20 protein-coding genes and 1 pseudogene are annotated in these 18,511 nt (G+C 41.9%); 13 read left to right on the top strand and 8 right to left on the bottom strand.

Annotation, left to right across the window (positions count from 1 at the left end):
- Positions 1 to 375: 375 nt before the first annotated feature.
- The 5 genes from HQK80_10120 to HQK80_10100 all read left to right on the top strand — a co-directional run bounded on the left by HQK80_10120 (position 376) and on the right by HQK80_10100 (position 2,218).
- Complete coding sequence (locus tag HQK80_10120; GenBank protein ID MBF0222564.1) at positions 376 to 567, top strand: type II toxin-antitoxin system VapB family antitoxin; 192 nt, start codon at positions 376 to 378, stop codon at positions 565 to 567.
- Positions 567 to 932 (top strand): PIN domain-containing protein, encoded by a 366-nt coding sequence (locus tag HQK80_10115; GenBank protein ID MBF0222563.1) that lies wholly within the window; start codon positions 567 to 569, stop codon positions 930 to 932. Before HQK80_10120 ends, HQK80_10115 begins: the two co-directional genes overlap by 1 nt.
- 58 nt (positions 933 to 990) lie before the next feature.
- On the top strand, positions 991 to 1,638 hold the full coding sequence (locus HQK80_10110; GenBank protein MBF0222562.1) for a hypothetical protein: 648 nt from the start codon (positions 991 to 993) through the stop codon (positions 1,636 to 1,638).
- A 111-nt stretch (positions 1,639 to 1,749) separates the two neighbouring features.
- Positions 1,750 to 2,004, top strand: coding sequence for a type II toxin-antitoxin system HicA family toxin (locus tag HQK80_10105; protein ID MBF0222561.1), 255 nt, complete (start codon positions 1,750 to 1,752; stop codon positions 2,002 to 2,004).
- 1 nt (position 2,005) lies between these two features.
- Entirely contained in the window at positions 2,006 to 2,218 is a 213-nt protein-coding gene (locus HQK80_10100; GenBank protein MBF0222560.1) for a type II toxin-antitoxin system HicB family antitoxin, read from the top strand.
- Between the two features lie 439 nt (positions 2,219 to 2,657).
- Here the strand turns inward: HQK80_10100 and HQK80_10095 are convergent.
- The 4 genes and pseudogenes from HQK80_10095 to HQK80_10080 all read right to left on the bottom strand — a co-directional run bounded on the left by HQK80_10095 (position 2,658) and on the right by HQK80_10080 (position 5,846).
- Positions 2,658 to 3,839: pseudogene (locus tag HQK80_10095) on the bottom strand (FtsX-like permease family protein).
- A gap of 306 nt (positions 3,840 to 4,145) precedes the next feature.
- On the bottom strand, positions 4,146 to 4,646 hold the full coding sequence (locus HQK80_10090; GenBank protein MBF0222559.1) for a nitrous oxide reductase accessory protein NosL: 501 nt from the start codon (positions 4,644 to 4,646) through the stop codon (positions 4,146 to 4,148).
- Positions 4,647 to 4,663: 17 nt separating this feature from the next.
- The gene (locus tag HQK80_10085) at positions 4,664 to 5,191 is read right to left on the bottom strand and encodes a TlpA family protein disulfide reductase (protein ID MBF0222558.1); all 528 of its coding nucleotides are present in this window, start codon (positions 5,189 to 5,191) and stop codon (positions 4,664 to 4,666) included.
- Between the two features lie 16 nt (positions 5,192 to 5,207).
- A complete protein-coding gene (locus tag HQK80_10080) occupies positions 5,208 to 5,846 on the bottom strand; it encodes an ABC transporter ATP-binding protein (protein ID MBF0222557.1) in 639 nt (212 codons plus the stop codon).
- A gap of 532 nt (positions 5,847 to 6,378) precedes the next feature.
- Here HQK80_10080 and HQK80_10075 point away from each other — a divergent pair.
- Both HQK80_10075 and HQK80_10070 read left to right on the top strand, forming a co-directional pair.
- Positions 6,379 to 7,518: a hypothetical protein gene (locus HQK80_10075; GenBank protein MBF0222556.1), complete on the top strand. Its 1,140-nt coding sequence runs from the start codon at positions 6,379 to 6,381 to the stop codon at positions 7,516 to 7,518.
- Positions 7,519 to 7,641: 123 nt separating this feature from the next.
- Positions 7,642 to 8,829 (top strand): FtsX-like permease family protein, encoded by a 1,188-nt coding sequence (locus tag HQK80_10070; GenBank protein ID MBF0222555.1) that lies wholly within the window; start codon positions 7,642 to 7,644, stop codon positions 8,827 to 8,829.
- Between the two features lie 11 nt (positions 8,830 to 8,840).
- Here the strand turns inward: HQK80_10070 and HQK80_10065 are convergent, their stop codons facing one another.
- From HQK80_10065 to HQK80_10055, 3 genes are all read right to left on the bottom strand, one after another.
- Positions 8,841 to 9,320 (bottom strand): rhodanese-like domain-containing protein, encoded by a 480-nt coding sequence (locus HQK80_10065; protein ID MBF0222554.1) that lies wholly within the window; start codon positions 9,318 to 9,320, stop codon positions 8,841 to 8,843.
- Positions 9,321 to 9,448: 128 nt separating this feature from the next.
- A complete protein-coding gene (locus HQK80_10060) occupies positions 9,449 to 10,006 on the bottom strand; it encodes a molybdenum cofactor guanylyltransferase (GenBank protein MBF0222553.1) in 558 nt (185 codons plus the stop codon).
- Positions 10,007 to 10,056: 50 nt separating this feature from the next.
- On the bottom strand, positions 10,057 to 10,719 hold the full coding sequence (locus HQK80_10055; protein ID MBF0222552.1) for a response regulator transcription factor: 663 nt from the start codon (positions 10,717 to 10,719) through the stop codon (positions 10,057 to 10,059).
- 98 nt (positions 10,720 to 10,817) lie between these two features.
- Here HQK80_10055 and HQK80_10050 point away from each other — a divergent pair, with 98 nt between their 5' ends.
- The 6 genes from HQK80_10050 to HQK80_10025 all read left to right on the top strand — a co-directional run bounded on the left by HQK80_10050 (position 10,818) and on the right by HQK80_10025 (position 17,394).
- Positions 10,818 to 11,687, top strand: coding sequence for a DMT family transporter (locus HQK80_10050; GenBank protein MBF0222551.1), 870 nt, complete (start codon positions 10,818 to 10,820; stop codon positions 11,685 to 11,687).
- A gap of 73 nt (positions 11,688 to 11,760) precedes the next feature.
- On the top strand, positions 11,761 to 13,362 hold the full coding sequence (locus HQK80_10045) for a fumarate hydratase (protein MBF0222550.1): 1,602 nt from the start codon (positions 11,761 to 11,763) through the stop codon (positions 13,360 to 13,362).
- A gap of 90 nt (positions 13,363 to 13,452) precedes the next feature.
- A complete protein-coding gene (locus HQK80_10040) occupies positions 13,453 to 14,100 on the top strand; it encodes a succinate dehydrogenase cytochrome b subunit (protein MBF0222549.1) in 648 nt (215 codons plus the stop codon).
- A 17-nt stretch (positions 14,101 to 14,117) separates the two neighbouring features.
- Complete coding sequence (locus HQK80_10035) at positions 14,118 to 16,028, top strand: fumarate reductase/succinate dehydrogenase flavoprotein subunit (protein ID MBF0222548.1); 1,911 nt, start codon at positions 14,118 to 14,120, stop codon at positions 16,026 to 16,028.
- Positions 16,025 to 16,780, top strand: coding sequence for a succinate dehydrogenase/fumarate reductase iron-sulfur subunit (locus tag HQK80_10030; GenBank protein MBF0222547.1), 756 nt, complete (start codon positions 16,025 to 16,027; stop codon positions 16,778 to 16,780). The genes HQK80_10035 and HQK80_10030 overlap by 4 nt, the downstream gene beginning before the upstream one ends.
- A gap of 17 nt (positions 16,781 to 16,797) precedes the next feature.
- Complete coding sequence (locus HQK80_10025) at positions 16,798 to 17,394, top strand: TSUP family transporter (protein MBF0222546.1); 597 nt, start codon at positions 16,798 to 16,800, stop codon at positions 17,392 to 17,394.
- A 695-nt stretch (positions 17,395 to 18,089) separates the two neighbouring features.
- Here HQK80_10025 and HQK80_10020 read toward each other — a convergent pair.
- Positions 18,090 to 18,511: WYL domain-containing protein (locus HQK80_10020; protein ID MBF0222545.1), on the bottom strand; the 422-nt coding region annotated here is incomplete at its 5' end.

Raw genomic sequence — 18,511 nt, 5'->3', positions numbered from 1 at the left:
GTAACTTCTCCAAAAGTGGAGGCAGATTGCTTTGTTTATCTTCTGGATTCCGGCCAAGAACATGCCGGAATGACGAAATTACGATGGTTTACGGTCGTCATCCCCGAATGTCGTTATCGGGGATCCAGGAGTTTTACCACCATTTTTGGAGAAGTTACCCAATATTCTTGTATTATATTGAAATCATAGAACAATTTTTTTGAAACTGTAGAAGATGAGCTAAATAGAGAACATTCGGGGACAGACCACGTTTCTTTTGCTACCAAGCTGTGTAAATTAATTAGAGTCATCCCTTTTTCTCATCCCTTTTTCTCCTCGGCCCCCAATTGACTTTGTATGCATAAAACATTAGAATCATGCATATGGAGGTGACTTATGAGAACTACACTTGATTTACCAGAAGATTTATTGAATGAGGCTATGAAAACGACCCATATTCAAACAAAAACGAAAGTCATTGTTACCGCGCTTGAGGAATTAATTCGAAAAACAAAAATAACAGAATTGAAAAAATTTAAAGGGAAAGTCGATCTCGACATTGACCTCAACACTCTACGGTGCCGCTAATGTCGGTTTTAGTCGACACATCAGTATGGATTGAATACTTCAGGAATGGTAATGATTTCGATAAATTAGACTCTTTAATAGATGAAAATCTAGTTCTTGTAAACGACCTGATTCTCTCTGAATTGGTCCCATTTTTAAGAATTAGGAATCAACGTAGAATCATTGAATTACTAAACCATATCAGTAAGTTGAATTTGAATATAAACTGGGAGCAAATTTCAGAATTTCAGTATAAATGTTTAAAAAACGGCATTAATGGTGTTGGTATTCCTGACTTGATAATAGCTCAAAATGCTAAACAAAATCAGTGCGAAATATATTCACTCGATAATCATTTTAGCCTGCTAAAAAATGTCATAATGTAACCAGCGGAAAAAAATCAGCCATGAGCAGGAGATCTCTGGGGTCTTGAAATATGAGTAAATGATTTTTCAAGACCCCAGAGACGGCAATTCCAATAGTGCATATAACTTTGATGGCAATGATTATATTCGCGTGCAGGATAACGATCTCCTGGAATTAACTAATGTCGGCACTGTCAGTGCTTGGTTTCAATTAACCTCTGACAAGGGTGACCCTAATAATGGAATTGTTGGCAAATACCGATCTGACTCTCTTTCGCAGGAAGGTTATGCGATGTATGCCGATCAACTTACAGATGAGAACCAACTGAGAGGTTGGACCCGAATAAATGGAAACGGCTCTACTGCACCATTTTATTACATTAATGGGTTTGATCAGTGGATCAACGTAACCATGACCTTTAACGAAAATTATTACACAGATTTATACGTAAATGGTCAGTATTATGGAACGGGTAATGCTCCTGCCGGTTCAACCGTTCAGAATACAAGTAACCCATTGGTAATTGGAGCTGGCATGGGAGCAAATGGAGCTATTTATAATTATTTTTCAGGGTCGATAGATGACGTATATCTATATGACCGTGCATTATCCTCAGCAGAAATAAACTCTTTGTATACAGGGGCCTCCACTGTCCCTAAGCCTGCTACCATGCTCATCTTTTGTACAGGCTTGGCTGGGCTTGTAGGCTCCAGAATCAGAAGATAAAAGAAATAGTAAACCAAAAGGCAGGGGCACCATTCCCTGCCTTTTCCATATCAACCGGTGGAATTGCCATACAACATGTTATTTCGCATGGAGTTTATCTGGGAGGGCTGAATGGCAAAACTCAAAAAGCTTCTTGAACATATCTTGATGCGAAAGGGGGATTCCAATGTCTCTTTTACAACGCTATGTAGCCTATTGAATAGTCTTGGATTCTCCGATAGGATCAGAGGCGATCATCATATTTTCACGAAGGATGGGGTGGAAGAAATCCTCAATATCCAACCGAAAGGTGGAAAAGCGAAAGCGTATCAGGTAAAACAAGTCAGAGACATTATCATCCGTTATAGTATGAATACTGGAGAATAATATGGACGCTAGATATGAGATGATCATTTATTGGAGCGATCAGGACGAAGCTTTTGTGGTGGAAGTGCCTGAACTGCCTGGTTGTATGGCTGATGGGCGTACATATCAAATAGCTGTGGCAAATGCCGAGGTAGTTATCCAGGAATGGATTGAAACAGCGCAAGAGCTTGGCCGGCATATACCAGAGCCTCGGGGCAAACTGGCTTATGCATAGCCGCCCCACCGCTCTAGAATTTATTTATCGAGTTTAAAATCATCCGTCGGTAACGCCGAACCAGGCGTTTGAGAGGGACAGCAAGAAGGGAGGATTTAGGGACGGGATTTAGGGCAGGGATTTAGGGGACCAGGGGTTTAGGCAGGATTTAGGGGACAGACCCCAATTAAAAACCGGGGTCTGTCCCTTATTTTCGCTCTTATTTTCGCTTCTTATTTTCGCTTATTTTCGGTGCTTCGGGTATAGATCCTTTGGGGTGGTGTTTGCTGAAGCAACTTTGCAAGTAGTTATATGTTTAGTGACATATAGTAGGCCTATTGACGTAAAAAAGCTCCAAATACCCTTCGGGTATAGATCCTTTGGAGTGGTGTTTGCTGAAGCAACTTTGCAAGTAGTTATATGTTTAGTGACATATAGTAGGCCTATTGACGTAAAGGATCTAATTAATAGCAGCATCGGGTGGGATAACAGCGCAGCGCCATGAGGGAATAACTGTTGCTGCCATATATGGTATGACCGTAAAGGAAAAGATTAACAAAATTTCCGGCATTGCCAGTTCCGGAACCAGGTGTAGTGTCGGTGAGATGACGGACCAACCGACAAGTACAGGCCGAAACAGTACTGCCGCAAAGAAGCTGACATGAATATAGGCACAGGTAAAACCAATCAGGAACGACATTGACGAGACTGTTACTGCCTCCCAAAAGCGCAGCGTTAAAATATCCGCCGTTTGCCAGCCAATAACCTTTAAAATGGCAATCTCTTTTTTCTCTTCAGGGGAAAGCCCTGAGGCCTTATCCCAGGCTAATATAATAAAGGCCGCTAATGCTGAAAGTATACAGACAGAAGCAAATCCGCTTCGCCAGCCGAATACAGCTTGATATGTTTTTTTAATCTGTTGTCGGGTAACCACACGGGTATCGGGCAAGGCCTCTGCTATCTTTTTGGCAATTGTTTCGACTTCATTCGTGTTGGCAACGTAAACACAAAGATCACTTGCTAACTCTGGTGAAATTTCAAAAAGTGCCCGGCTATCCTCAATATGCATCGCGATTGTATCGAAGGTGAAGAGGTCAGTATCAGGACTGAACACACCTGAAACAGGAAAAGCCTGTAAACTGAGATCAGGTTTGAAGAGTGAAAAGATCCGCCTATTTCCAAGCTGCATTGCCTCAACCACACCCTGCCCCAATAAAACCTCTCCCATCCGTGGTAAAACCCCTTCCTGAAGGGTTATTGGAAGTTGTGAATAGCTAGGACTATCATCAAAAGGTACACCTAAAATGGTGTAATTAGCGCCGTTCGACTCGTCAAAATGATAGCCCCATACACGTGGAATAATCTTACGTATTCCAAAGATTTTCTTTAATTTTTGGGCATAACTCAGAGGAATCGACTCCTGCCGACCACCTGTCATTTTTTGAATAGTAATTTCGGGCGCAAATTCCAGCCTTGTAACCGCCATATCCGTTAATGCTTTGGTAGTCATATGGAACGAGGCAATCAGAAAAATCACTACAGAAAAAACAGCCATTACGCCGAGCGTTTTGACTTTTTTCCGCCACACTGAAGACAAAGAATAGTCGATTATATTGAGATGTTTTTCTATCATTTATTCTATCCCATTCATCTCTTAGAGATTAGGCCATTTATGCGGGGGTGCCCAAAAGGAACCGGTAGGAAAATGTTCAATGGCACCAGGGTGATCCATAACAGGTACAACTGTATCTGAGACAGATGGATGTCGTGTGTAGCGAGCTTCAGTTGAGATACACGGGTCGGTAAGATGAAATGTCGACACAACCAGTGAAAGCTGCACGTCTTTTTGCTGAGAAGTATATAATTGATGGGCAATCAGAACTGATGCTACGTTAGTCGCTAAAAATAAGATACATATCGAAAAAAAAAGAGTTGAGGGTCGCATTCGTTACTTCATAGTATGGCCAGAGCGCATTGATTCAACACGTTTTGAGGTAATCTCCCCAAAAGTAACTATCTCTTGACCATGATGATCTTTTTTGAAAGCTTCAGCCGCTTCGAGCGAAGAAAAAGGGATAAACTCATGTCCCATCGGCCCGTAAACATCACTGCCAAGCACATAGAAGGCAGTTTTAGCATCAATAGCCTCCAGAGAATAATAATCCTTAACGATCATCTTAGTGACAGGGTTTTCCTTTGTTGAACCAAATTTCAGGGGATCAAAGTAGTAAACCAGCATGTCCTTTACACCATCAAAATATTCATGATCCCCGTTCTTATGAGCTATTTTGCTGATCCAGGCAGGGTATTTTGCTACAAACATACCGCAGACGGTGCAGCGGGTATCAGATTGAACTTCAGACTCTAAAGAGTTCGCTGTTGATAGCTTAGGCAGACAAAGAATAACGATACTAATGCAGTAGTAAATCAAAGATGATCGAACTCTCATAAACAAATTTTCACTGGTTAGGGGTTAATATATTGTAGAAGTAAGGCGTCAAGCTCAGCCTCGGAGACGCCACCAAGGATTGCTCCAATAATTGTGTGTTTCGGGTCAAGAACAATTGTCTGAGGCACTGTCTTGACTCGATATAAACGGGCAATGGTTTTGTCATGGTCAAGTATGACCGGGAAAATTATCCCCAGATCCTTTACAAATTTGCGGGCCTCTTCAGGATTGGGATCCGTGTTGATATAGATAATATTTAGGCCTTTACTGGAGTATTTTCCATAATACTCATTGAAAATTTTTGTGTCAGCTCGACAATATTTGCAGTTTGGCACAAAAAAGCGAAGAATAACGGGAGAACCCTGCATAGCCGACAACTTAAGCGCATTGCCACTCATATCAACTGTGGCAAAATCTGGAGCGCTCCCTCCAAATTCAAGAAGCTCTTCTTTGCGTGAATCACATCCTGTAATTACCAGCAAGACAAAACTAACTAACAGAATAACACGCGCCCTGGCACTGATAACACGGCCTTTTTCAGGCAAATAACACAACATTATATTATTCAACCTCAGCATTAAGAACTGCCTCTGTAACCGCGCCGTTAACCATTGTCAGCACACGTGGATTTACCTGAGTCATCCCCAGCTCTTTGTTATGGGTTACAACTATAAATGTTGTGCCCTTTTCATTATATTCCCTGAAAAGCGATAAAATATCTTTCTCAGTCTCTTCGTCAAGATCACCCGTTGGTTCATCAGCAAGAATAATTGCTGGATTATTCATGAAGGCACGAGCGATAGCGACGCGTCTCTGCTGGCCACCGGACAACTGTGATGGAAAAACATTTTTTTTATTCAGCAAGCCAATTTTATCCAAAAGTGATTCAGCCTCTTTCATACTGACCGAGCTACCTCTTCCGAAAGTTAACGGCAGTAACATATTTTCAATCACCGTTAAGGTCGGGATCAAACTCGCAAATTGAAAAATGAAACCGATAGTCTCATTTCTCATTTGCGATAAATCCTTATCAGACTGTTGCCAGTTATGAATACCATTAATAATGATATCACCATTGTCCGGAGCCGTTAAGCCACCAATCAGGCTGAGCAATGTTGTCTTTCCCGAACCGGAATGGCCTAAGATAACCACGAATTCACCACGATCTACGATAAAAGTGGCATCGTCAACAGCAATCAACTCTTTCCCGTCAGAAAGATATCGCTTAGTCACATTTTTACAATCGATAAGCATTTAAGTAACCTTTTAGATATAATAAAAAATAACAGTTTATTGTTGTATTCTTTTCTTTTTGGGCTATAAACTAATGAGAGAAATGATTTAAACTTGAATTAATCTTTTAATCAAGCATTTTAATATTTCCACTTACACCCCGCTATCAATGATTTTAAGCTCATTTTTTTATTCTAAAAAAAAAACAAAAAAGATGTTGCAAACGTGCCACAGTGTGGTACTATGGTTTCGATTTCATCAAACTGAGCCAAATTGTTAGATTTTTTTAGACTACTTTATGCAATACAGTTTGTGCGGCAACGGTCACTTTAGGATTAATGGTAGTTAATTCTACTGTTTTAAAAAACATTAAACTAAGGCCTTATGGCAGTTATTTTGGTGTGGTTTTATGAAAACAGACTGTTTTTTTAAATAGTCTATTTTCGAAAATGGGAAGAGAGGGCTTAGGTCCAATTATTAATTGTTTCAGGAGGGAAGTATGAAAATCTCAAAGAAAGCATTAATGAGTACAGTTGTTGCGGGAACAGTTACATTAGGATTGATGGGAGTCAGTTCTAGTGCGTTTGCAGAAAAATACGAAGCTACTTATTATGTTGCGGGTATGGGCGGCCACTTTGCCAAAGCTGAAGTTTCAATTGACACATCACGCGCAGATACCCCTATGCGTCTCAAAAAGCTCACCATGATTGAAGTCGGATCTCGTCCAACACATCCACTTCATGATGCACGAATTGATTCAAACGATGCAAACACAATGTACTGGTCCACCTACGCGATAGATAAAAGTGCACAGTTCGCCAATGTACAAGTTGCTCATGTCGGATCTACTGATCTCTCAACAGGTGAAACAACTCGAGACGTTCTTGTTGATCTCCCTATAGAGGCAACTAAAACTGGCTCGCTTTACTGTGCATCAGCGCAATCTAAAGACTATTTCTTACCGATTTCAATGGCAAACAAAGGATATATTGACGTTTTCCAGAAATCTGATCTTAAACGTGTACAAAGAATCATGCTCGAGGGCACTGAGGGTGATATCGGTAAGCCTTATAAGTTCTACCACGGTACCAACTCTCCTGATTTCAAAAAACTTCTTATCACTATTAATGAGTCGGACACCGACCATGGTAAAACCGTCGGCAAAATGCATTTGTTAGAACTCGACATGGACAAGGCCCTTAAGGGTGAAGTAAAAGTTAACAAAAAAGGTTTGGCTACAGGAACAGGCACATTCGTCAGCTTTCGTCAGTACTACTCCCCTGATGGTTCTATGATCGCCAATTCAGCTGGTAACGCAATGCTATTGATTGATGCAAACACCCTTGAGGTTATCGATCATGAGCCAATGGGTAAACTTGAAGAAAATCATGACGCAATGTTCACTCCTGATGGAAAATACGTCATTGCAACAGCTCGATCAAAAGCACTACTTCCAAATTGTCAAGATCCAGAAAAACCTGGTCCGGATGAGTATATCATGGACGGCACTTTGAAGCTTTATGATGTAGCAGCTAAAAAATTCATCGGTGAAAGTATTTCTGTATGTTCAGCCTGTCATCAGACTGAAGGCATAGAAGAGCACGCTGTACTTTGCGGCCTTGATGCAATTTATCATTAATTCATTATCGTAGTTTTCAAAACGGATTCAATCCGTTGAAAATTAGCCCAATCCAGGATACTTTATTAAGTGTCCTGGATTTTTTTTTCTCTTTAACTCTAAATTTCACATATACTTAAAACTATGAGCGCTGTTACCTATTCAATTACACAAATTGCCTTAAAAAGTGTTTTCCGGAAACTATTTCGGAATCTTGTTCTCGTTCTTGCTGTCGCGATGCTTGTGGCACTGCTTGTCTTTGCTCTTTTGTTTGATAAAGCTGTGGAAGAGGATTTAGAAGCAGCTGCAAAAAAACTTGGCGCTGACATAGTTCTTGTACCGCCTGAGGCGATAGGTATAGCTGAAGAGTTTATCCTGGAGAGTAAAGAAAAAACATTTTACATGGATGATTTTGTTTTTGAATCAGTTATTGATCTCCCAGAAATCGAGCAAGGCACCTATCATGTTTACCTGAACACACTGTCATCTGAATGCTGCAGTATAGATGAGGGACAAGTAATTGCCTTTAACTCTGAATCAGACTTCGTAGTAAAATCATGGATGCAAGATGCACCTACGCTTAAAGAGGGTGAGGTTTTAGTCGGCAGCTATGTTTATGATTTTTTAGGCCTTATACAGACGGCTAAACTCTTTGGAACTGGAGTCAGCATTGTTGGTCATCTTGAAGAGACCAATACGGGCTTAGATCATGGTATATTTATGCGCTTAGAAGACTTAAAAAACATATCTGATGAGGCAAAGGGCAGCTACAAGGAAGGCATGATATCCATAATTTTCCTTAAATTAAAAGAGGGATTCACCCCTGAAGATGTTGCTGTTAAAATTCAATCCATCAACCCCAAAATAGGAATTATGACACGCGGTTCCATTGGTGGCGGAATCCGCCAAACCTTAAATGACATTATTCGGATTTTTTCAATCACCATTATGATATCAGCGTTACTGTCTATCCTGCTCGCCTGGTCGACCTTTACAGCCATGACCAACGAACGCCGCAGAGAAGTAGGAATACTTCGGGCAATCGGAGCACAACGATCTCACATCATTCGTCTGTTTCTAACTGAGGCTGCTCTGATAAGCGGCATCGGCGGATTGGCAGGCATAGCCATAGGCCATTATCTGATCAACCATCTGGCCGCTAATTTCCATCTATTAACCAAGCTTGGTGCTACTGCCGCTTTTACCTATCAAAACATTGTTCTCAGCAGCGGTGCTCTTTTAATTGGAGTTGGTGTTTGTATGATCGGGGCCTTGATGCCGGTAATACGGTTAGCATGGCTGGAACCACTTCTTGCCGTCAAAGAAGATTGAGTGCCAGACAACTAGTATATAACTGGCAGTCTAGCGTTTTTCCAGTCTGAAATTCCACCTTTCAAATTATATATTTCAGGATAGCCCTGCCTGGAAAGAATCTGCATAGCGCCGTAACTTCGACCCCCCACGGCACAAACTAAGAGTAACGGTCTATTACGAGGCAGTTGATGCTGTCCTTTCATAATGTTCCAAAAGGGCAGAAGCTGTGAATCTTTTATCTTCCCTTCTTTCAACTCTTCCGGGGATCTGACATCAACAATCAAAAGGTCTTTTCGTTGTTTGATCAACTGTTGAGTCTCAGCAGGTGTAATTGAAGTGTACACACTTTTTGTCTTTTGATTGGCGCCTTGGCTTGAAGTAAGAGGGTTATTTGTTGAGGCAAGTACATTTGTTGACTGTGGTGAAACCGTCCCTTTTTGCTCAGTATCGTTTTTTGAGCAGGCGTTTAATGTTAATAATGCTACAAAAACTAGTGCTATTCGCTTCATAATATTCTCCGTGTTATTTTTTCTATATTTTTCTAGTTTTTAATCATTAAAAACAGTAAAAACCACCAATTACTTAATTTTATTTTGCACATCAATGATATGTTCCCAACTGATCATTGATCAACAGCTCAAACAGATAGATCCCCCAGCGTGTTACAATTTTTCCATGCCAAGCGGAGGTGAGTTGGAGGCTGGACAATTCTAGCCTTCTCGTGCACAGAAATGTCTGAAAGTCTGTAGTTTTTATTTTCAGCTAAATCTTTAAGAAACGGCAGAATCCTAAAATCGTAGTAGGCAAAAAGGGGCTCAAGGAATCCTTCCCCTAAAGAGGGGATGACAGCCCAAGTTGAAGGGTCGCTTTGTTCAACAAGCCACCTGACAGCATCGGTAGTAATAAAGGGAAGGTCACAGGAGCAAACGATACAATTAGCTTGAGGCTGACTCTCCATTGCAGATATTATCCCGGATAATGGACCTCTGCAGTTTTTTTTATCAGCAACTCGAGACCAGCTGCCAGGCGGAAGATCACCTGCACCAGCAGCAATAATATTTTTACATACGGGTGACAACTGTGAATAAATTATTTCAAACCAGGATTTACCCTGTTGCAGGATGAGCTGTTTAGGTTGACCCATTCGTGAACTCTTACCACCGATGAGTACACAGCTAAAAAGTTTTGTGGTCATAGTTGAATCAATACGAGACAATCGAAAATCGTGCGAGACTTTTTACAGCCTTACTCCTGAGCCAAGATATACCCTTTCTGAATGGCATATTTGATAAGTGCCGCAGTATTTTTTATCTGAGTTTTTTTCATTATATTGGCCCGATGGTGCTCAACAGTTCGAATGCTGATTGATAACAGGTCGGCAACATCTTTGCTTTTCTTACCTTCAGCGACCAATGTAAGCACCTGTTTTTCTCGCGTCGTCAACCCCTCTTCCTCCGCAACAGCCTGTTTTCCTGAGCCCAGATTTGCTATTTCCTCTGGTGTTAAACCGTCAGCGAGAACGGAAGAGATATAGATCTGTCCAGCAAGACATTTGTTAATAGCAGCAAGCAGTTCGACATCGGAATCTTCTTTTAGGGCATAGCCGTTGGCACCGTTACGGAAGGTATCACAGAGAAAATCACGGCTGCTATGCATGGTCAGGATAAGAATTTTGACGGAGGGGCAAAGTTTTTTTGCCTCTTTGATGGCCTCAATTCCCCTCAAGTTGGGCATTGAAATATCAAGTAAAATCAGATCCGGACACGTTTTTTTCAAAAGACTCAAGAGCTCCAAGCCATCATTTACATCGCCAATAACTTTAAGAGTCGGATCGCCATCAATAATTTTTATTAAGCCACGACGTATTAACACATGATCATCAGCTAAAACAATTTTTCGAACACTCATAATCTTCCTTTATGAATTTATGGCAGTGAGGTGTATAGTTCTCTTCTGTTTAACCTATAGTTACCCAATAATTCTTATTCGACAACTACATTTTATCAATGCACTGGTTTCTTCTATCCATATTAACTGCCATAACCGTCGCCAGCCGTGATGTCTTGGTAAAAAAAATTTCAAAAGATCATAAGGCAATGGAGATAGCTGCTATTGAGCTTTTCTGGTCACTCCCTTTCTTTTGCATTGCCCTGCTCTTTATCGAAATTCCAGAACTGAACAGTACATTCTGGCTGAACTTCGGACTTTCACTTCCCTTAAATTGGCTCTCTTATTTTTTTTACATAACAGCGTTAACCATTGCGCCACTCTCCTTAACGGTGCCCCTGCTCTCTTTTACTCCTGTGTTTGTAATCATTACCGGTGCCTTAATCTTAAACGAGAAAATTAACACCTATGGCCTCATAGGAATTGTATTGATAGTGATCAGCAGCTATTTCTTAAATTTTAACGAAGCAAAAAAAGGTTATTGGAAGCCTCTTGCAGCAATTTTCTCAGAGAAAGGCTCGCGTTTAATGTTCGCAGTGGCTTTTATTTTTTCCATTGCTGGGGTGATTGGTAAAAAAGCCATGATTAACTCATCACCACTTTTTTTTGGATTTTCATTCTTTTTTATCTGTAATCTCTCTATGCTTTGTGGAATATTGCTTTTTACTGACGTCAGATTTTCAACTATCTGTCGTTATAAAAAACTGGGGCAGTGGCTTGGGTCGCTATTTTTTCTGCATATTATATTTCACTGCCTGGCAATTATGGGAACTCAGGCGGCCTACATGATCTCTCTGAAAAGAACGAGTATACTTTTTACTGTCATTTTAGGCTGGTTTCTGTTCAAAGAAGAGCACTTTAAATTTCGTGGCCCCGCTGCACTGATGATGTTTGCCGGGGCACTGCTTATCGCTTTCTGGGGAGATTGATGAAACCCTCACTCTTTTTTTGCAGATTCACCTCATCTGTAAATGTTGACTTAAACAAATCACGGAGGCTGTGATGTCATTTAACTACTCACCATTATTTCAACTTGGAAAAGACACCACTATCTATAAACTACTGACTACAGATTATGTTGAAGTTTGCAGTTATGGTGATAGAGATATACTCATGGTCGCCCCGGAAGGGCTTCGTCTCCTTGCCCGAGAGGCGTTTAAAGATGTTTCATTTTTCCTGCGGAAAAATCATCTCGATCAATTAGTACATATTGTTGAGGACAACGAGGCCTCTGACAACGATCGTTATGTGGCAGCCACCCTGCTTAAAAACGCCTGTGAGGCCTCTGGAGAAGTTCTGCCAAGCTGTCAGGATACAGGGACTGCCATTATTGTCGCCAGCAAGGGTGAACAGGTATGGACTGCAGCAGACGACAAGAGATATCTGTCACATGGAGTTTACGACACATATACCCGAGAAAACCTGCGATATTCGCAAATGGCTGCCCTTTCGATGTTTGAAGAGGTTAACACTGACTGTAATCTTCCAGCGCAAATTGATATCTTCTCTACACCAGGCGATGAATACAACTTCACATTCATTGCCAAAGGCGGAGGGTCAGCCAACAAGACATTTCTGTACCAGGAAACAAAATCACTGTTGAATGAAGAGAGCCTAGTTGATTTTTGTAAAGAAAAGCTGCCGACTCTTGGGACAGCTGCTTGCCCTCCATATCATATTGCCCTTGTGGTGGGAGGCTTGTCAGCAGAAAGCAACTTGAAAACGGTAAAACTTGCCTCCACTCATTACTATGACTCTTTGCCAACTTCCGGTGATTCTACCGGCAGGGCCTATAGGGACATTGAATGGGAAGAGAAAATCCTTGAAATTGCCAAGAATACCGGCATTGGCGCTCAATTTGGAGGTAAATACCTTGCCCATGATGTTCGTGTTATCCGGCTGCCCCGGCATGCCGCCTCGAACCCTGTTGGTCTGGCGGTAAGTTGTAGTGCCGACCGCAACATAAAGGCAAAAATAACGCGTAACGGCATCTTTTTAGAACAACTGGAACACGATCTTACTGCTTACAGGCAAAAGCTTTCAGTCACGACCAAACCAGCCATTGAGATAGATCTGGACAGACCAATGCCGGAGATACTTAATGATCTCGACAAACACCCTGTCGGAACACTTCTCCACTTGCGGGGAACTCTGGTTGTGGCTCGTGATATCGCTCATGCAAAGATAAATACTTTGTTAAATAGCGGTAAGCCTATGCCAGAATACTTTAAGAACCATCCAATCTACTATGCCGGACCGGCAAAAACACCGGATGGCATGGTGTCAGGCAGCTTTGGACCAACAACAGCAGGACGAATGGATGTCTATGTTGATCGCTTTCAATCATCCGGCGGCTCACTTATCATGCTTGCTAAAGGCAACCGCTCATCAGCAGTAACTGCCGCCTGCCAAAAGCATGGCGGTTTTTATCTAGGCTCAATAGGCGGACCAGCGGCAATTTTAGCTAAGGAAAGCATCGTTGCCGTCGAGACAATTGCCTTTGAAGAGCTGGGCATGGAGGCAATTCGTAAAATACAAATAGTTAACTTTCCCGCTTTTATTATCTGTGACAATAAAGGGAATGATCTTTTTCAACAATTTTGATAAATAGTATAAATACCTAGACGCTGGACAATCAACACAATCCCTTTTAAACGTTTTTGCCTTTATTCTTTAACAGCAGAGTATCCTTCTATGAATATAACTCATTTTTTTGCTTCATCTGTTGGCAAAAAAGCTATCATGTCACTTACAGGGGCGATGCTGGGCCTTTTTTTACTGACTCATTTGGCCGGCAACATCTCTATGTTTTTCGGCAGAGAGTCATTTATTGCTTACGCTGAGCATCTGCATTCCCTCGGATCCCTAATTCACCTCTTTGAGTTTGGTCTACTTATTGTTTTCATACTGCACGTTTATTATGCCTTGATGCTCTTTTTTGAAAACCGTAAGGCGCGTCCCGTACGATATGCTGTTGATCGTTCTAGTGGTGGAAGCACCTATGCCTCAAAAACTATGCCCTATACAGGTGCATTTATATTCGTTTTCATTTTTGTTCATCTTATGAACTTCCACTTTACAGATCATTCGATCTCTATTGCTGATATAGTCCGCAACAATTTACAAAATCCCCTCCTCAGCTTTTATTATGTTGCGTCTGTCTTTGCACTTGGTATGCACACCAGCCATGGTTTTTGGAGTTTATTTCAGACTATGGGCATTAATCACCCCCGCTATGACAATTTCTTACAACAAGGGGCTATCGTGATCAGTGTCATCGGCGCTGCCATCTATAGTTCCTTTCCCGCTTTCACATACTTATTCAAAAGCTTTCTACTCTAGAGATTATTGGAATATCCATGAATTTTAATGCCAAAATACCAGCGGGCCCCTTATCTGAAAAATGGGACAATCATCGTTTCTCAAGCAAACTGGTTAACCCTGCCAATAAACGAAAGTTCTCGATTATCGTTGTCGGAACTGGGCTGGCTGGAGCCTCGGCATCTGCAACCCTGGCAGAGCTCGGTTATAATGTTAAAACTTTCTGTATACAGGATAGTCCGCGTCGCGCTCACAGCATTGCAGCTCAAGGCGGTATTAATGCTGCTAAAAACTACCAGAACGATGGCGACTCAGTCCACCGCCTTTTTTATGACACAATAAAAGGCGGTGATTTCAGATCACGAGAAGCAAACGTTTACAGACTTGCTCAGGTAAGTAACAATATTATTGATCAATGTGTCGCCCAGGGAGTCCCTTTTGCCCGTGAATATGGTGGCCAACTCGCCAATCGATCTTTTGGCGGCGCCCAGGTTTCTCGAACGTTTTACGCACGCGGCCAAACCGGCCAGCAACTTTTACTAGGCGCTTACAGTTCACTGATGCGTCAGGTCAGTACCGGCAAGGTATCGATTATTCCTCGAACAGAGATAATGGATATTGTGGTCATTAATGGACATGCTAAAGGTGTTGTCTGTCGTAACCTTATTACTGGTGAAATTGACTGCCACAGCGCCGATGCTGTTGTTCTCGCCTCTGGTGGATATGGCAATGTCTACTTTCTTTCAACCAATGCTATGGCCTCGAATGTAACCGCTTCCTGGCGGGCCTACAAACGAGGTGCCGGTTTTGCCAACCCCTGTTTTGTGCAAATTCATCCGACCTGCATCCCTGTTCACGGAGAATATCAGTCAAAACTTACCTTGATGAGCGAAAGCCTACGCAACGACGGACGAGTCTGGGTTCCCAGAAATCCTGATGATGCTCGTAACCCTGCTGACATTCCCGACTCAGAACGCCATTATTACCTTGAGGATAAATATCCGAGCTTTGGCAACCTGGTGCCTAGAGATGTAGCCTCTAGAAACGCTAAAGAACAATGTGACCAAGGTAAGGGAGTTGGTGAAACAGGGCTTGCTGTCTATCTTGACTTTAATGATGCAATTAAGCGTGACGGTAAGGCAACTATTCTCAAAAAGTATGGCAATCTTTTTTCTATGTATGAAAAAATAACCGGTGTCGACCCAATAGCAACACCGATGCAGATCTTCCCTGCCGTACATTACACTATGGGAGGTCTTTGGGTTGATTATAACCTGATGAGTAATCTGCCAGGCTTATTTGTACTTGGTGAAGCTAATTTTTCCGATCATGGCGCTAATCGTTTAGGCGCCAGCGCCTTGATGCAGGGGTTGGCTGATGGCTATTTTGTTCTGCCAGCCACCATTGCAAATTATCTTACAGACTGCTCCCCTGCTCAGATAGATACAACGCATACCGCCTTTAAAGAGAGTGTCTCCTCTATAGTAGACACCACTCAAAGGCTTCTTAGTATCAAGGGGACAAAAACGGTTGATGCCTTTCACCGTGAACTGGGTCTTGTTCTATGGAATCAGTGCGGTATGGCACGTAACGACGCCGGTTTAAAAAATGCCTTGCAGACAATCCCGGAAATCCGAGCTGACTTCTGGAGAAATGTCACTGTTCCCGGCAGTGGAAACAACCTCAACCAGTCGTTAGAACGCGCAGGTCGGGTGGCAGATTTCCTTGAATTTGCTGAGTTAATGGCACTCGATGCCCTCAAACGTGAAGAGTCTTGTGGATGCCATCTTCGCGAAGAGAGTCAGACGGATGAAAATGAAGCAAAACGTGATGATGAAAACTATAGCCATGTCTCGGTCTGGCAATATGCAGCAGATAAAACACCCGAACTTCACAAAGAGCAACTGCACTTTGAAAGTGTTACTCCAAGTCAAAGGAGTTATAAATGAGCATAATTAATTTACATCTTAAAATATGGCGCCAGGAAAACTCTAAAGCACAAGGCAGATTTGTTTCATACGAATCCGGCCCAGTTTCTACGGATATGTCATTTTTAGAGATGATCGATGTTCTTAATGAACGCTTAACCCTCGACGGACAAGAGCCCGTTGCTTTTGACCATGACTGTCGTGAGGGGATTTGTGGGATGTGTGGTGCTGTTGTTAATGGCCATGCTCACGGCCATAAAAATGCGACAACCCTCTGCCAGCTGCATATGCGGCATTTTAGCGATGGTGATACCATTGTCATCGAACCATTCAGAGCGCGAGCCTTCAAAGTAGTTAAAGATCTTGTTGTTGATAGAAGCGCTTTTGACACGCTTATCGCCTCTGGCGGCTATGTTTCGGTTAATACCGGCGGTGCCCAGGATGGCAACGCCATACCAATTTCCCAGAAGATAGCAGATCAAGCCTTAGATGCCTCTGCCTGTATCGGTTGCGGGGCCTGTGTTGCCTCCTGCCCTAACGCCTCAGCCATGCTTTTTGTTGGTGCCAAGATCTCTCAACTTGCCTTGCTTCCACAAGGACAACCTGAACGGGCCAAAAGAGCTCTTGATATGCTTAACACCATGGATCTTTTAGGTTTTGGTAATTGCAGCAATGAACGTGAATGTGAAGCAGCTTGCCCTAAAAACATCTCAATTCGGCACATTGCCAGATTAAATAGAGAGTACATAAAGGCTGCCTTTTTAAGCGATTAGCCCTTTGCTTAACTTTAATGGAAAGTATCTCCCCTTCCCCACTTCTATTATCGATAATTTTCTTTATCGTAGCCTTCTTGTATTCATCAGTGGGACTTGGTGGCGGTTCCTCCTACACTGCAATCCTGGCAATATTTAATGTTAACTATCTGGCGATTCCAACTATCACACTGGCACTCAATCTTTGCGTGACCTCTGTCAGCAATATAAACTATATTATAAATCATCATCTGAAAGTATCTTTGTTCCTGCCCTTTTTGGTTGCCTCTGTTCCTTTTTCGTATCTTGGCGGCTCTCTGATTTTACCCAAAAGAGTGTTCTGGGCAGTTCTTCTTGTTTGTCTGTCTCTGGTCGCTATCAGAATCTATTTCTTTAAAACTGCGTCGATTCAGCTTCAATTCAGCAAAATTCAAAAGACTGCTTTTTCACTTTTCCTGGGGGCCTTGCTTGGTTTTTTTGCTGGTCACAGGCCTGGGAGGCGGGATATTCTTAATCCCATTTATTATCATATTTGGCTTAGGTACAGTGAAAGAGGCTGCTGCCTGCGGAGCTGCATTTATCTGGGTCAATTCTTTATCCGGCATACTGGCACGTACCCAGTACAATGCCATTGAAATGCGATATTACTTACCGGTAATCCTCTCTGTCATAATTGGCGGAATATTAGGCTCTCACCTGGGAGCATCATACTTTAAGCCAAGAACCATGGAGAAAATTCTCGGTGGCATCATAATTATTGCCATGCTTCTCATATCGAAAAAAATTTTTTCCTTTTAGGTCTAGATATACGACCATATTAGCTGAAATCAGCGCCTTGAAAGATCTCAAGCCACAGACAAAAAGGTCTCTCCGGATTAGTGTGTTGTTCAGTGAATTTTATCGACTCAAAAACAACTGCACAGACAACACCTTGTTGACAATTTTGGTTTATTCAAAGGACAAGAACCTTCCAAAGTATATTAACCATCAATATGGCCTGAAAAATCAAGAGCAGAGAGTAATATATTGACCAGACTGTTCAGCCTGCACACTCCATTATCTAACCTATGTAAGACCCATCTTAATTATTTTTGACAACACATATCGAATCAATTTTGTTTGAATCAGACGTAGGTATTCAGGAAGAAGGTTATTGATCTACCCCGGAATCTTTATCAATGCCCAAAGTACTAAAAGGGGGAGAAATTATGGTTTGGAAAACAAATATTCCTGCTAAATTGAGAAGAGGCTCAGTTGCTTCGGACATATATTTCTACTATATTGTGACCGTAACAAATTGTATACATAGTATTTTTAAAACTGGTTTTATTTAGGCACAATTTACAGACAACTCAAGATAATTACGCAAATCTTTCTCCATATCAACCTGTAGTCCCTCTGGACTTATGATCCTGATGTGCGGAATCCAGTAGCGTACGATAGGCAGGACTTGATTCACATGACCAACTTTAGCCGAGACGATTAGGCCACCGTCCTCTAGTTCCTTTTCAATAATCTGATTGGCTATCAATTTCCGGCGTTTAAAGTAACTGGCAATTTTGTAAGAGATATTCAAAACAATTTCCTTCTTCTTATCACCTAGCCAAATACCGTCTTCTTCTTTCAGCTTCTTGTCAATCTCAGGATCTTGGGCAAAACGAGTATTTAATTGGGTCAATTTTTCTATCTTAGTGAAAGAGAAGGTCTTGAGTTTCTCGTTATCCCGTGCAACGAGATACCAGATCCCTTGAT

This window comes from Desulfobulbaceae bacterium (genome assembly GCA_015231515.1).
Taxonomy (GTDB): Bacteria; Desulfobacterota; Desulfobulbia; order Desulfobulbales; family VMSU01; genus JADGBM01.
The sequence above is the reverse complement of the archived record's forward strand: the minus strand, read 5'-3'. Positions and strand labels throughout refer to the sequence as shown.

What these genes read in the sequence shown, in the direction of transcription:
- HQK80_10120 (MBF0222564.1), top strand. Translation starts at nt 376, where the DNA reads ATGAGAACTACACTTGATTTACCAGAAGATTTATTGAATGAGGCTATG.
- HQK80_10115 (MBF0222563.1), top strand. Translation starts at nt 567, where the DNA reads ATGTCGGTTTTAGTCGACACATCAGTATGGATTGAATACTTCAGGAAT.
- HQK80_10110 (MBF0222562.1), top strand. Translation starts at nt 991, where the DNA reads ATGATTTTTCAAGACCCCAGAGACGGCAATTCCAATAGTGCATATAAC.
- HQK80_10105 (MBF0222561.1), top strand. Translation starts at nt 1,750, where the DNA reads ATGGCAAAACTCAAAAAGCTTCTTGAACATATCTTGATGCGAAAGGGG.
- HQK80_10100 (MBF0222560.1), top strand. Translation starts at nt 2,006, where the DNA reads ATGGACGCTAGATATGAGATGATCATTTATTGGAGCGATCAGGACGAA.
- HQK80_10090 (MBF0222559.1), bottom strand. Translation starts at nt 4,646, where the DNA reads ATGAGAGTTCGATCATCTTTGATTTACTACTGCATTAGTATCGTTATT.
- HQK80_10075 (MBF0222556.1), top strand. Translation starts at nt 6,379, where the DNA reads ATGAAAATCTCAAAGAAAGCATTAATGAGTACAGTTGTTGCGGGAACA.
- HQK80_10070 (MBF0222555.1), top strand. Translation starts at nt 7,642, where the DNA reads ATGAGCGCTGTTACCTATTCAATTACACAAATTGCCTTAAAAAGTGTT.
- HQK80_10065 (MBF0222554.1), bottom strand. Translation starts at nt 9,320, where the DNA reads ATGAAGCGAATAGCACTAGTTTTTGTAGCATTATTAACATTAAACGCC.
- HQK80_10060 (MBF0222553.1), bottom strand. Translation starts at nt 10,006, where the DNA reads ATGACCACAAAACTTTTTAGCTGTGTACTCATCGGTGGTAAGAGTTCA.
- HQK80_10055 (MBF0222552.1), bottom strand. Translation starts at nt 10,719, where the DNA reads ATGAGTGTTCGAAAAATTGTTTTAGCTGATGATCATGTGTTAATACGT.
- HQK80_10050 (MBF0222551.1), top strand. Translation starts at nt 10,818, where the DNA reads ATGCACTGGTTTCTTCTATCCATATTAACTGCCATAACCGTCGCCAGC.
- HQK80_10045 (MBF0222550.1), top strand. Translation starts at nt 11,761, where the DNA reads ATGTCATTTAACTACTCACCATTATTTCAACTTGGAAAAGACACCACT.
- HQK80_10040 (MBF0222549.1), top strand. Translation starts at nt 13,453, where the DNA reads ATGAATATAACTCATTTTTTTGCTTCATCTGTTGGCAAAAAAGCTATC.
- HQK80_10035 (MBF0222548.1), top strand. Translation starts at nt 14,118, where the DNA reads ATGAATTTTAATGCCAAAATACCAGCGGGCCCCTTATCTGAAAAATGG.
- HQK80_10030 (MBF0222547.1), top strand. Translation starts at nt 16,025, where the DNA reads ATGAGCATAATTAATTTACATCTTAAAATATGGCGCCAGGAAAACTCT.
- HQK80_10025 (MBF0222546.1), top strand. Translation starts at nt 16,798, where the DNA reads ATGGAAAGTATCTCCCCTTCCCCACTTCTATTATCGATAATTTTCTTT.